This is a genomic window from Pseudomonas sp. BLCC-B112, from assembly GCF_028550695.1.
Taxonomy (GTDB): domain Bacteria; phylum Pseudomonadota; class Gammaproteobacteria; order Pseudomonadales; family Pseudomonadaceae; genus Aquipseudomonas; species Aquipseudomonas danubii.
Map to the genome: position 1 here is coordinate 917074 of NZ_JAQQGK010000001.1, position 14182 is coordinate 931255.

Here is a 14182-nt window from a genome sequence, read left to right on the forward strand (position 1 = left end):
ATGTGAGCAGTCATGAGACAGGTCTTCCTAATCGGCGTGCCGAAGCAGTTGCGAAGAAGGATCGAAAGTGCTCTGGAAGGTCGTGGCATCTCTCCGAGTACGATCATCACTGACGTGGATCGAGTCGGTAGGCTCCAGCTGATGCCGAAGCCTGAGATGGCGGTCACGCTGCTGAGGCAGTACTACGAACCTCTGGAAGGGGGATTCGAGAACGCTGAAGTCTACGTTCTGCCCTACGCGCCCGTGCCTGGTGATGTGGAGGATGAGCTTGAGACAATGGTTGAGATGGGCGCGCAGGTGTATGACTTCCAAATGGAAGTCGACGATTGGCCATATCTCCACATTCCTCGCCCCAAGGTAACCGAGCGGTTCCTGGATGCGGTGTTTGACGCTCTCATGCACGCGCTGGTAGACGAAATTGCTCCAGACCCACCGCTCTCGCAGCACATCGCCAGGGCGGTAGCATCCAGCCCGCGACTTGTCCTGATTGCTGACGCGATCGAGCTTTGCGATGGATTGCCCGACTACCGCCAGGGGTTTGTCACTTCGGCGATGGAGGCTTTCGTCGAGCTGGTGGCGGGCAACGGGTGCGGCGTCGGGCTAGACGAGTTCTTCAAAACCCGAAACCTCCACTTCGCCAAAACCGGCGGAATTCAGACCAAGCTCAAAATTAGCGTGAACGGCAGGGTCATCCGGGATGAGGTGCATAATCTTCACCTGAAAAGTGGTGATCGCACATCGCCGCAGGGGGCGGCCAGGATCTATTTTCAGATGCTCACCCATGAGCAATTACTCTGGGTCTTCCTTCTCTATGTTGGCCCGCACCCCGATACAAATATCACTCGCACCATCGACTTGGTGATAGAGCCCGCTTGAGCTCCCGCGTGACTGGCTGCGACTCAGGCCGCCCCCTGCTGGGCAGCCTATGCCGGAAGTGGGTAGCACAGTCGTAATACAAGGGTGATTACTACCAGGGGGAGGGCTGTCCCCGCGACGAGCCCTGGTCGTTCTCAACATCCGTGCAGATGCCAGGCTTGCTCGGTGGGGCTTCAATGTGCCGCTCCATGTGCCGACATGAATCATTTTCTGCTCTCTTGTAATGCGAGCATCCCCACTTGTTGACTTTTTCGCGGAAGACCATCTTCCCACCCGTTTTGGGGCAGACAGCGACCCAGCCATTGCAGCTTGGTGACACGCAGAGACGATAACGTCCCGATCGGATCATGGGAGCCTTACAAGACGGGCAGCCGCTCTCTCTGTGATTGCATTGCGGGAAGTTCGAGCAGCCAATGAACGGGGCTTTGTCAGATTTCCTCACCCTGTTGACCAGGTTACCCTGGGTGCACACAGGGCAATTGGCCGCGAGCGCGTTCACCTGTTCGGGGGCGGTTTCGAACTCTTCGTATTCCAGGGGATATTTGCCCTCAATCAGCTCTTGTACGAAGGGGGAACAGCGCATCATGTCGCATAGCAGGTACACGCGGTGTTTTGCGCGTGTCAACGCTACATAGAACAGTCGGCGCTCTTCAGCGTGAGGGTAGGCTTCTGCAGGTGGCTGCAGAGCTTCGATCAGCGGGTGAGTCACGATCTCTGAGGGCAGTCCGTACTTGCCTTTTGCCAAGCCCAGAATAATGACGTAGTCCGCCTCTTTGCCTTTTGAACTGTGGATTGAGTCATTTTTGAAGGAGAGGTTGGGGTACTGGCTTGCCAGGGCTTCGAGGTTGGGCAAGTCAAACTTGAACCTCGCAAGGAAGTAAACCGAGGAGCCTGGCCTTGCAGTTTGGCTGATGCGGTCTACCGTGCGTTCAATCGTCTCAGCTTTGGCGGAGTCTTCTCCCAGAGGAGCCCTAACCAAGGACACCGTCGGTGTATCCACGATAGTGTGGGACTTTATGTCCTTCGTAATCTGCCGGTTATTTCGCATTACGAAGCGACTGGCTACTGCACCAATCATGCTGTTGAAACGGAATGTTTTCTTGAGCTCACTGGCCTTGGTGGCGCCGAAGATTTTCTCGAAATCGGCTGTGAAGCTAATGTCGCTACCAGTGAACCTGAAGATCGACTGCCAGTCGTCACCTACACAGAAGACGGAGACGTCCTCGTGGCTTTTGCGCAGGGCTCTGACCAGGTCTGCCCGAGATTTTGCGATGTCCTGGAATTCATCAACGATGATGAATTTCCATGGGCTCTTGAAGCTGCCGTCGAGCACGTATTTATAGGCTTTGTTGATCATGTCATCAAAGTCCATCTTCTTCTCGTCGTCGAGCGCCTCCACGTAGGCCTCAACAATAGGTGTGAGAAGGTCTAATGCCGCGTTGATCTGGGCTGGATCGGCAGATCGAGCGATCAAATCCTTTAGCTCCTGGTCGTTCAGATTCGCAGCTCGAAGCAATCCAAGCATGTCCGTCAGAATTTCTGCGAACCGAGTAATGGCACCGAACTCGCGCAGGGTTTCCAGAACTGCTTCTGGGGGCAGCGGATCCAGTAGGACGCCTGCGTTAACCAGGTGCTTCTTCAATGCATCGAGTAATACGCCTTCCTGCTTTTCATAATGGAACGTCTCGATCAGCGTTGTGGCGCCCTGCTTGTGAACCTCGCGTTTCCACTCCATGTCGGTGTGGTATTGGTCTCGGTCAATGTAGGGAGCGGTATCACCATTACGATCCGTGCCAAAATGTTCGATGTAGATACCGTACTCTGGGAGGTAGAAATCAGGGCAGTAGGCGCCGCGAGCCCGCATTCGTATCGCCGTGTTGTAGACGGCCTCGTACTTGTATTCGATTCCATTTTTGAACAGGAAATTGGCAATGTCGCACTCTCCGAAACCTTTCACGGCTTCGCCCTTGAGCGTGCGAATCTCGTTGTCCTGCAGGAATCGGTAGTATTCGCCTAGAGTTTTAAAGTCGAAGGGGTTACGAACAGGGTACAGCCACTGCTCGAAGTAGCTCAGCAGCAGTTTTCGGTACCCAGACTCTCGTTGTTTGGCCTCAAAGACGGTGTTGATGAAATGGGCTTTCAGGGTTTTGTCGGTAGCCATGGGGCTGGTGGCAGCTGGATCCGCCTCCGACTTGTGAACGATGCATTTGCCCAGCCGGTGGAAGGTTTCAGCGGTGACGCCCTTGATACCCAGCTTACTTTCAAGGCGTTCCCTCAATTCTTCGGCGGCTTTGCTGCCGTACGCTAGGAGCAGGATCTCTTCGGGCTTGGCTTGTCCACTTTCAACGAGAAAGGCAACTCGGCCAATGACGGTACTCGTCTTACCGGTACCCGCGCCGGCGAGGATGAGATTGTTATCCTCATCAATGATGCACGCCTTGCGTTGGTCAGTTGTCAGCGGGCTGCTCTCGACGTTCTCAAACAGGTCGTGATAGTCGACCTGGGCCTGGGCAACGTAAGTGTCACGGGATTTCTGCAGCCATTTCTCGGGATGCTGAGTGAGATCCCTCATCTGGGCTAGGTGGTTTTGCTGCTCAAGCGTTAGAAGACCTTTGGGTGGGGCCGGAGGGCATGTGCTTGCCCATGACAGAGCCTTCAGTCTGTAAGGTTCCCATCTTGACGTCCGTAGGTAGCGTTCGCTCAGCAGGGCCTCTTCGAAAGCCTTTAGGTGAGTTTGGGCTGCCGTAATACGGGGGGTGTACCAAGCCCGGGTAAGCGCTTCCCATGCGGCATCTCTTTGCTGCTCTGTACGAAAGTAAAGGCGTGAGATTCCGCGCGACGTGTTGATGGATGCCATGTGCAGAAACCAAATGGGAGACCTTTTGGGACGATGGTTGATTGCAGCCCACTCAACACTCTCAGCGCCTCTTCGCGTGTGAATCTCAATGCCGGCAGCGGAAATGTTCAGAGCGTGCGCAGACAATGGAAGCCAGCGAGTCCACCATGGAGGAGAGAGTTTTGTGAGCATCTGGTACCAGCACCGGCATCAACGCTTGGCGTTCGGTGCACTTCCTTTTTGATTAAATAGGGTATGCGCTACAGGGAAAATTGCTCTGAGCAAACCCGGAAGGTGGTGCAAAGATGCGTAACGCCACCCGGAGTGGCATTGTGATATGACTTAAGGGTGCCCACAACCTATCTCTGAGCCGCACGTACGGGACTGGCCGTGCTCGATCAATCCGGTCGGTTCAGTTTGATTGTTGAACCGGATCATCACCGCTTTTATCACCGTGGTGAGCTCAGGCAAATGGTGAGCCACTTGAGAAAGCGTGCCACCCCTGCGCGGTTGAGCACCTTATCCAGAAGCGAATTCGGTTCACATGGACGTCCGTGTGATGGCCTGCTCGCTGCAGGTCAGGATGCTCCCAGACCGTTTTCTCGTGCATGAAGCGTGGTTGTGGCTCATAACCCGGTGATTTTATGTCTGCAGGGCCCGTTTTCTCTGGCCTCGGGTGGGAAATCAGCCTTTGGCAATTTTTCAATTTAGTGACCGTTCGTCGGAGGTTTCTGACTAATTCGCACCCCACCCCCTTGAAAAATTTTAAGCGAGACGGAGTTCTTATATTTGAAGGCAAGAGAAAAGCTGCAGTGGCCCAGGCACCGCTTTTCTCACAGGATCCCACCGGCTTTTATGTCTGATATTTACGGCTTCTAGATCACACGGTTTTGAGGGCTGGAGGTGAAGTTGAGGCTGGAATGATGGGGCTGGGGGCGGAGGAGAAATCGTTTTACTTTGCAGCCTCAGGCTGCTGCTTACGCTTTGACGTCAAACCAATAAGGCTCTTTTGCTGGGATCAGTCCGTCTGAAATTCCACCTGTCTCGGACAACAGGCGTCTACAAGCGTCCGTCACCGTCATATTTCTAGCGAAACGCATTTGGTAACCTGAAGCTCGGTTCGACAATGTTGGCCTGTAAACCTAATTTTTAGACTGTAAACTGCGGCGATTAACACGTTAAAAAATAGGTTTACAGGTTTCCGTGATGATTCGTTGGCGCATGGGATTCCTTGGCAGGGCGATCGCGTCCGGCTCGAACATGCGCGAACACCATCGCCCTTAGCGTCGGACTTCGAAAGGAGTTTGCCGAACGCCTTCAGTATCCTAGATTCGGCGCGCGCCTGGGGTTATGTTGCCAATTTATTGATAATGCGAACCCGACATCGGATCCTATGACCGCACTGTCTGATAGTCCGCTCTGGTCTCTTGCGTGCAGAGCCTATGGGGATGATTTGCCTCTGATCCTTGGATCGATCGTAAGCGCCTACCAGCGTCGTCCTGGGCTGGATAATCTCATCCGTGTTCACAGGTCGGTCATCGGGGCTGTTGGCTTTACGGCGCTTCGAGAGGCCCTTGCTACGCAGCGCCCCAATGGCTTCCATCAGATCGAAGGTTGCTTGGAAATCCGTGAACCTTTGGCCTGGCATCTCGTACGCCATCTGCAGCAGAAGCTGATAATCGATGGGCATGCTCCTGCTTCAATCCGCGACCAGTGTTTTGCGGGAGACCTGGGGCTTTGATCTTGTCCCGGTGAGGCAACTAGTCGTTCATTGTGTTGAGATGCTCCTGATCGTCATCGGTTGTGTCGGCTCTCTGCCTGATTTCGATCGCAGTTGTTCGGACATGGTTCGGGGTCGACGAAGCGTCAACAATGTCGAAATCACGTTCGTCTTCGACAGGAACGAAGGAACCTCAGGCTCAGCACGTACCAAGTGGCTTCTTGGCATCCGTCATCTGGGCTGTCTGCTACGTGTGAACAAGCTTAGAAAAGGTCTCAAGGGCGCCCTGCATATCGAAGCCACCGTCCTGGCGATTCGCAGCGCCCATGAAGAGTTGAAGTCAAGGACGTACGAGATTGGTCTCTACCAAAGCGGCCTCATAGGTTATGAGGTTGAATATGAGGAGTTGGAAGGTTCCGAGCCTGATTACGATGATGATGGTAAAAACGATGACTCACTTTACTCGTAGCTCGGGCGTGACGTGAATCCACTCCTTTGTGAGTAGAGTCTTCGCGTTGAACGTGCTTAGTCACCGAAGCCTTCAACGCTTTGGGCTCTGGCAACGTCATCTGCTGACCACGTCGCGATTTCTTCTTTGAAAATCCCGAGCGACTTAAACGGCATCGTCGACACCGCGTCGATCATTCCCACGCGCTGATTCTCCCACCTGTCTTGGTCATCGACCTTCAGAAAATAGCTGTCGGCGAACTCGGAAAAAATGAGTTCGGCGGTCTCGTTGAGTTGCAGCTTGCTGCGGATGAGTGTGAGAGGGTAGTCAGGCCCCTGAATCAAGCTTACGGCTTGGATGTACTTCTTGGGGCAAAGGGGCAGCTCATTTCTGGAGTCTGGCATTAACGGCCTCCTTTAGGCGTTGTAGCAGTAATTCTAGCCAGCACGGGACACGAGGGCACTATTGAGGTTGCGTGCTAGGGCGGGGATTCACCAAAGCTGTATTGGAGAGAGTCCAGCGATCCGCTCTCGTTGCAGGTGTGCGTAGTGTGGGCATCATGGCCTTCGGCGGCGGTGTCAGGAATATGTGTTTGAATCGCCCCGGACTCTCAAGTTTACGGGTATAGCTTGAAGTCGCTGCCCTCATGCCACTGGCTAGGGTCGATATCAGTGATTTCTAGCCCGTAGCTGCGCAGGAGCCAGCGTGTTTGCTCGCCGTATTCACTTCCAGGCTCACTGCGACCGTGTAGCGCAATGCGATTGTTCACCAGGGCGATATCACCTGGCTGCAGAGGTACAGCGATCGCGCATTCAGTACATGCGTGCTTCAGAGCGTCCATCGCCTCCTGTGCGGATCTATGGTTGATATCAGCAATCTGCGTGGTGCGGTGGCTGAATCGAATCCACCAGTTCCCATTCACTTGGAAGAGCAGCTGCGCATCATCGACATCAAGCTCGTCACCAAGGATGGCTGCCATTCCATCGCGGAAGGTCTCCTGTGAACCGATGATGTACTGGGGCTTCTGGAGCTCATCGATATGCTCTTGGCTCAGCCGCGCCATGAGATGGTCGAGGGGCATCACCGTGGTCGGCACTTGCTTCGGATTGCGCAATGCCGACAAGCACACGAAATCCGGAGAAGGTGCAATGCGGTCATTCAGGGGGTCGCGGTACCCGCGCAGCGGGAAGGTCACGCCATCGGTGTGCCCGCTCATCTTTTCCGTCGATTTGACTGTGAGTTTACCTCGGCCAGGCGGGAACACCACCAGGTTCACGAATAGGTCGCCTCCGTTCTCGGAGCCGTAAGAAACCGTGGCGGAATTGATAGCCGCAAGGCACGCGATCGCAGTTACTCGGGCAATGACTGTGCCTTCTGCTTCAGGCACTGGGCAAAAATCAATGGGGGTGTCGGGTAGGTCATCTGGCTGGAAGATACCCTCCAGCGTCAGGCAAGGTTGTGCCCATGCAAAGGCTTGTACCTCTGCGCAGCTGCTGCCCCGGCTGATCAGCTCACGTTCGATCGCAGGCTGCAGCTCACGCCCCAGATCGCCAGGGCGCGTCAAGTACTCAAGCACTTGCTCAAAGGTCACGTTCGCTCGCCATTCGCTGACTACGACACGGACTGCTTCTGTAAAGATTGCCTGGATCAATTGTGTCCCTACACGCGCGAGTGATATAAAAGTGATGTACGCCAGCGTGATTCTCACGCACGACCCCACCAGCGACCAAATCCGTCTATGAAAATGCCCAAGCTTCAGCCTGCCGATTATCTCCAAGGGTGCGCTAGTTTCCTAGCCTGCCTTAAGCCATTCATGCACCTGCGGGAGACCTCTCAGGGCATTGAATGTGAGATGACTCTGGCTAATGGCCGGCCTGTGGTGGTCACTGGCAAGGACGAGCCGCACCTGCTGCTTGGCTTGATGTCCGTGCTCGTCGAACTGATTCCTCAAGTTCCTGCTGACGAACGGTCAGCAATGCCACCTGTCTCACGCACAGTGCCTGCGGATAAGCAGACTTTGGAGACGACCATGCAACCTACCGCTACTACCAATACCACCGATGAACGAACCCAAGCTGCCCGCTTGCAAATTGGTTTAACTACCAAGGTCTCGCTTCACGAGTTGGTAAGAGGCGTAGCAAAACGCCGTGGGGTTTCGCTGTCGATCGCTGCGCGAGATCTGTTACAGGATGGGTTGACTCGATTCGACACAGAATCAAGGACAGTAGACCCTTCGGAGCTGCTGACTGACTACGAGCGCACTGCCAATGATTACGAGGGCGCTGATTCGGAGAGTTGGATTATCCGGGCTGACAGGCGCCTGGTGATGAGAACGCGTTTACGCGCAGGTGAATATGAGCGCTCGTTGTCATCATTCTCCAACTTCCTTCTCGCCAACGCGTTGAGCCATTGCCCTCACGCTGCCGCTGTGCGTGAGGTGACGACAGGCTCGAATACTAGTGATGAGGCTGTCTTAGAGGCTATCAAGGCGATTGAGCAGGTCAGTGGGGTCAAGGCTCGTGCTCTCGCTCCTCAGATCGATCTAGGTGAGCAACGCGGCCTAACCAACATGATCCTTGGTGGTTCGGTACTGGCGCCTGCGCGAGTCCTGGCGAAGCTGGCCGTTGTGTTGAAGAAGCCTTTGGACGTTGTCTCGGTAGCCTTGGAGCGTCGGTTCGCCACCCAGTGCGTTCCAGCTTTCAAAGCGACTGACGGGAAACCTACCGTGCAAGCGGAACGCAAGGCTTGGAGTGTTGCAGTCAAAGAGCTTCAGCTGCCGGCTGAGGAGCAAGAGCGTCTCCTGAATCTAGAGGGCTAAGTGTGAATCCATTCGACCGGGCACGTCGGCAAGCATTCGAAACCCGAGAAGCCCTGGTCGGATTGGCCGCCTCTCTAGGTGGGGTCAGATCCTCTGAGCTCCTTGCTCATGTTGAGGACACGCTCGAAATCGCAATTGAGCGCTTACCCTTCGGGCACCCAGAGCTGGGTGGCGGCAGCGGCGTGCTCAAGCGAGAAATTCAAACCATCTATATCCGCAACGACGTGTCTCCGGGAGAAACGGCCTATCTCATCTCCCATGAGTTGGGTCACTGGTACCTCGACGGAGATCGCCCTGCACAGACGGTCGCTCATCTGACCAGCATGACGGATTCCTATGGGAGTCAGGCTACGGTGGCGGTTGAAGCATATGGTGCTCGTGAGCGCTTGGAGCTTCAAGCCAACGTGTTTGCCCGTGAGCTTCTGCTACCCCGTGGTGTCGCAAGCCAACTGTTCCATAGCGGTAGTGGTGCCACGGTCATCGCTGCCACTCTGGAGGTACCGCTGGAGATCGTTCGCCTTCAGCTCTTCGACGGCATTTTGCTCCCCATACTGCCTCCTGCTCCACCTCCTCCTCTGCCGCTTATGACGGAAGGACAGCACGATGCTGCTACCGCGTCCGAAACCTTCGTCAACGTTGTTGCTGGGCCGGGTACTGGTAAAACGACGACACTGATCCATCGCATCAAACACCTGGTGGAGCGCGGTATCTCTCCCAGCCAAATCTTGGTGCTGACCTTCACGAACAAAGCGGCTCATGAATTGGTTGAGCGCCTGAAGGTATCTGGCATCGCCGGAGCCGCTGACGTGTGGGCCGGGACGTTCCATGCATTCGGGCTCGAATTCCTTCGCAAGTATCATCAGATTTTTGGCTTGGAGTCCGATGTTCGGCTCGCAGATCCGCTGATGCAGGTTCGCCTAATGGTGGGCACGCTGCCCAAGGTGCGGCTCAAGTACTATCTGAGGCTACAGAACCCGTACGATTGGTTACCTGGCGTCCTGGGCCATATCAAGCGACTCAAGGAAGAATGCCTCACTGTTGCTGACTACCGAGCACGCCTGGCTGCGCTGCCGCCCTGTGAACCGGATGTAGCCAATGAGCGCGAAGACATCGCCACTCTGTTTGAAGCCTACGAAACCGCAATGCGGACTGAGCATTTGGTCGACTATGTTGACCTGATTGCCCTCCCTGCATCCCAGGCCAAGCGGGATCGAACGAGCGTTGCTCAGTACATCGACCATTTCTCGCACGTGCTAGTGGACGAGTATCAGGATGTCACCGAGGTGATGGTCGACCTCCTAAGACAATTGGCTCTCAATGCTCAATCATTTTGGGTCGTTGGCGACGTGCGCCAAGCCATCCACCACTGGCGAGGCGCATCGATCCGTAGCTTGATGAACTTCGACGCCACGTTCCAGAGCACTATTCCACGAGCCACGGTGCGCCGTTACGCTCTCGACCTGAACAGGCGAAACACCCCTGAGATCCTGGAGTTATTTTCCTGCGCAGGCATTCATCATGCACTTAATGACCGGACGCCTCTGGAGCCAGTAACAGCGTATCGTCCCTCAATCGGAGTCATACCTACCCTGTATGAATGCGACTCCAAGCCCTCCCAAGCCGTCACGATCGCTCAGCGCATTGATGGTCTGGTGCAGAGGGGGGTGCCTTACAGGGATCAAGCCGTGATCAGCCGTAAATCGGCAAACGTTGAGCAGATTGTTGAGGCGCTTGAAAACCTGAATGTGCCAGTTCTGCACATCGGCGATGTCTGCCAGCGCCCTGAGATAAAGAAGCTACTGTGCCTGATGGAACTGCTGTGTATGCGACAGCCGCGCTCACTGGTCGGGCTGATCTCTGAGCCAGCGTTTCGAATGCCACCCCAAGACATTGAGCACCTGATATTTCTGACTCGCAAAGGCGCAGGATTGAGCATGCAGCGAGGCCGGTGGCTGTGGTTGCCTACGCCAGGCCTCTCGCCCGCTGGCCAGCAAGCCAAGTCAAATTTGGCGTCGTTGTTGAAAGGGCTCAAGCGCAATTCAAGGCCCTGGGATTTTGTCTCCAAAGTACTGCTCGATCAGCGCTACGGTCTTCCAAACCCTGCTGATCAGACCATACAAGCCCATACTCAGCGCTTGGCAACATGGCTGTTCGTCTACGCCGTACGCAATGGTGACGGCGATGTCCGCCAGGCACGGCTTTCCCAGTTCCTGCTTCGCGAGGAGCTACGCCGTAGGATCGGAGAAAAGCTAGGGGATCGTGGTTTACCGCCTGAAGCGCGAGTCCTGGATGCGGTGAGCGTCATGACCGTGCATTCCAGCAAGGGGCTTGAGTACCCAGCAGTTCACGTCACCGATGTTGACGACGCGTCATACGGCGCCAATCGACCCTATGCATACGATGTGCGGGGATTGGATCTCATCCCCCCGGAAGTGCTTAACAGCAACGGGGCAGAGTTCATGTTCGAAGAACGGGTGGAGCGCAATAATCTGCTCTATGTCGCTCTGTCTCGGGCCCGTGATTACCTGTATCTCTATGAGATCAGCGGGTGGCCACGTCCAGTTCCGCTCAATCTCGCTGCTGCCACAAGTCTGGTTAAGCGCTCGGGGGTGAAGGTACCGCCCGCACCGATCATGCCGGTGCCGATGGCGAGCAGCACTGTGGTATCCATTGTGAGCTATGAGGCGTTCCAGGCCTACATGAGCTGTCCCCTGCAGTACCACTATCGCTATGAGCTAGCGCTCACTGCCGAGCAGGAAATCGACGTCTCGATCCGTGCTCGTTGGGCGATTATGGACATGCTGTTGGTCGTGGCGAGGGACGGCACTGATCCCAACACGGCATTCCAAGCCGCATGGGCGTTACACGGTCTACCAGATAGGACAGAAGATCCTGGCTTGATGGACGATGCGATTGCCGCCGCCAAACGTGGGCTGGTGGTGGTAAACAGCGTCGGCGGTTCCGTTGAAGAAGGGATGGTTTCCGAAGTCAACGGTGTGCGCATTGAGCTCCCTTGGATGATCGCCGATAAAGGGCAACTGCACTGGATTCGAGCTCAGACGGGGATCCAGTACACCCTTAGTCACCTACGGCCCATGATGCTGGATATCAACGGGTCTGTAAGGCCGAGTGCGAAGATCTATTCCATTATCACTGACCAGCACGTGATGGATGGCCCTTCCAGGCAGGTCGCAAGCACGTCCGTATACAAGATGGCTCAACGTTTTGCTGCGGGTGATCGATCTGCTTCCAGAGGTCGCCATTGTGGGCGCTGCGCCTATCTGAGCATCTGTGCCAACTCCCCTGATTGACCTCCGTGGCCCCCGGTCTTGAGTGGCTGGCTTGAATACGCTGTTCTCCTGTTTACCTGGCAATAGGATGACGATGTGATAGGCAACATTTTCAACGTTTTTTCTCGAAGGAAGGAAAACAAGTCGGTGGCTAGAAAACCACTGACAGACGGATTTCGGCGTCGGACGCTCATGTTGCTGCGCGACGCAAATGGTGGAAGCCTGTATGAAACCCTTGAGTTTCTTCACGGGAAGCTGGCCTATTTAGTTGGGCGAGTTCCGCTGACTCAGACCAAGGTTGACTCCATTGTGGAGGATGCCATGGAGTTCCTCCGTACGTGCAGTGACGCCCACTTTCTCGATGCTGTGGAATACATTGTCCATTCAGACGCACACCGCTGCTTGGGCGGCCAGCAAGAGAAGGTCGTGGAAAGGCTCAACGAATTTTTGAGTGTTGACGATCTGCCTTATTTCATCACCAAGCAGATCTGGGAGCCGTGGCAGAGTGACGACTTTCGCGGCCAATCCATTCGGTTGCTCGAAGAGTCCAAGGTGATTCCGAAAGACAGCCAGGTGATTCATGAGACAGCGATCGAGCCGGCCCTTGAGCTGCTTCGGCAGCCCGCCTTCCGCCATGCCAATGCTGAATTCATGGCTGCGCTAGAGGACTACAGGCACCAGAAATTCGGAGACTGTGTCACCAAGTGCAACTCCAGTTACGAAAGCGTGATGAAGGTGATTTGCGGCCAGAAGGGCTTCGGGTATACCCAGGGCGACACCACCTCGAAGCTCTTGAGAACTATCATGGGGCAGACTCAAATGGATAGCTTCTGGGAATCGCCACTGCTGATCGTGGGCACTCTCCGTAACAAGCTTGGCTCTGCCCACGGAGCAGGAGAAAAGGCGAAGGTGGTGCCTGAGCATGTGGCAAAGTACGCGCTCAACGTGACAGCTTCCGCCATGGTGTTCCTAAATGACCAAGCTTATAAATAAGATCTGATTTTTCCATAAAAAACCCGAAGTATCACTTGTGCAAAGGATTGTCATGCAAGGCTATAAGGATGCGGTTGAAGATTACATCAAGCGGCAGATTTTCTCGAAAACTGGCGAGGCGTTTCTCGATCTTTCGATTCAAGAAGATGTAATCTATTCTGAGTTTGATTTTGTCGGTCGAATGCTGTGTCAGAAATATATAGAGGGTGATTCGAGCTTCTATCTCTTAGACAGCGTGCAAGTCCAAGCCGCAGCTGTTCACGGTCATCAAGCAGTTTTAGTTTGTAAGGGCATGCTTGATCTGATATTTCGTACCTCAGCTATGATGGTGGGAGCAGAGCGGCGTCAGAAATCCCCAGAGGATGAATTCTACGAGCCCTGGATAAACAATTTAAGCTACTGGTTTAAGAGCGCTGAATTCGATTGGTCGGATGAAAGGTATTGGTGGCTTCATCAGGACGATTACAGGAATTTTTTCGAAATGCTTGCCGAAGGCTTATTTGTATTCCTTGTGCTGCATGAAATAGGACATCTCCATAATTTGCATGGTGACAGACGAGCCGAGAATTCAAGGTCTGCACCTACTTCTTCTTCAAACGCTGATGAAATCTTTGTGCACGAGGCACTGGGTGGCGGTGAGGCGATGAGTGAGGACGATAGGCTAGCTGCACACACTCGTGAAGTGATTGCTGATACTTACGCGTTCCAGTTCATGCTTGTAGAGCTTCGGGAATGCTTACTTCCTGAGTCGGAGTATGCTGGTCGTGATGAGGGTGCGCTGCGTGCTCTGAACTTTAGTATGTGCATCTATATGGTTGCTTCCTTGTTCTGGGCGTTAAGCTTCCAGCGGCCAATGCGGGATGATACCCAAGACGATGATTATCCCTCTCACCTTTTCAGACTGCAAAGCATTGAGGCTACCTCCCTTGAGCATCAGTTGTGTGGTGGTAACCAGCAAACGTATCTCGGCATGCAAATTGGTATAAAGAATTATACTGAGAAGTTGATATGTGCCGCTGGTGATGAGGGCTTCGTTTCTTGGCGGATGACGGCTGACCTCCCTGCGAATCACGCGCACTATCAGAAGATTTGTGAAATTACGGATGAGTGGTCAAATATTAAATTTGGTGTGCGCAATGAAGATTGGCTGCGCTGGCCATTCTGAAGTCTCGGGTAGATAAACCTAAATACCCTCACCTTA

9 protein-coding genes are annotated in these 14182 nt (G+C 54.4%); 6 read left to right on the forward strand and 3 right to left on the reverse strand.

Going from position 1 to position 14182, the window contains the following annotated elements; all coding sequences use genetic code 11:
• Positions 1-12 precede the first annotated feature (12 nt).
• Entirely contained in the window at positions 13-876 is an 864-nt protein-coding gene (locus PQT43_RS04305) for a hypothetical protein (protein ID WP_110651965.1), read from the forward strand.
• A gap of 91 nt (positions 877-967) precedes the next feature.
• Here PQT43_RS04305 and PQT43_RS04310 read toward each other — a convergent pair whose 3' ends face one another.
• Positions 968-3733, reverse strand: a complete 2766-nt coding sequence (locus tag PQT43_RS04310) for a UvrD-helicase domain-containing protein (protein WP_258379218.1) — start codon at positions 3731-3733, stop codon at positions 968-970.
• Between the two features lie 1661 nt (positions 3734-5394).
• Between PQT43_RS04310 and PQT43_RS04315 the strand changes: the two genes are divergently transcribed.
• Complete coding sequence (locus PQT43_RS04315) at positions 5395-5901, forward strand: hypothetical protein (RefSeq protein ID WP_146232932.1); 507 nt, start codon at positions 5395-5397, stop codon at positions 5899-5901.
• Positions 5902-5957: 56 nt separating this feature from the next.
• On the opposite strand, the gene PQT43_RS04320 is transcribed toward PQT43_RS04315, so the two are convergent.
• The gene (locus PQT43_RS04320; RefSeq protein WP_110651969.1) at positions 5958-6284 is read right to left on the reverse strand and encodes a hypothetical protein; all 327 of its coding nucleotides are present in this window, start codon (positions 6282-6284) and stop codon (positions 5958-5960) included.
• A gap of 212 nt (positions 6285-6496) precedes the next feature.
• Positions 6497-7588: a TauD/TfdA family dioxygenase gene (locus tag PQT43_RS04325; RefSeq protein WP_110652005.1), complete on the reverse strand. Its 1092-nt coding sequence runs from the start codon at positions 7586-7588 to the stop codon at positions 6497-6499.
• A gap of 144 nt (positions 7589-7732) precedes the next feature.
• On the opposite strand from PQT43_RS04325, the gene PQT43_RS04330 reads away from it, so the two are divergent.
• The 4 genes from PQT43_RS04330 to PQT43_RS04345 all read left to right on the forward strand — a co-directional run bounded on the left by PQT43_RS04330 (position 7733) and on the right by PQT43_RS04345 (position 14146).
• Entirely contained in the window at positions 7733-8698 is a 966-nt protein-coding gene (locus PQT43_RS04330) for a hypothetical protein (protein WP_110651970.1), read from the forward strand.
• Between the two features lie 2 nt (positions 8699-8700).
• Positions 8701-12009 (forward strand): UvrD-helicase domain-containing protein, encoded by a 3309-nt coding sequence (locus PQT43_RS04335; RefSeq protein ID WP_110651971.1) that lies wholly within the window; start codon positions 8701-8703, stop codon positions 12007-12009.
• Between the two features lie 171 nt (positions 12010-12180).
• Positions 12181-12981, forward strand: coding sequence for an abortive infection family protein (locus PQT43_RS04340; protein WP_110651972.1), 801 nt, complete (start codon positions 12181-12183; stop codon positions 12979-12981).
• Between the two features lie 52 nt (positions 12982-13033).
• Positions 13034-14146, forward strand: a complete 1113-nt coding sequence (locus PQT43_RS04345) for a hypothetical protein (protein WP_110651973.1) — start codon at positions 13034-13036, stop codon at positions 14144-14146.
• Positions 14147-14182: the final 36 nt, after the last annotated feature.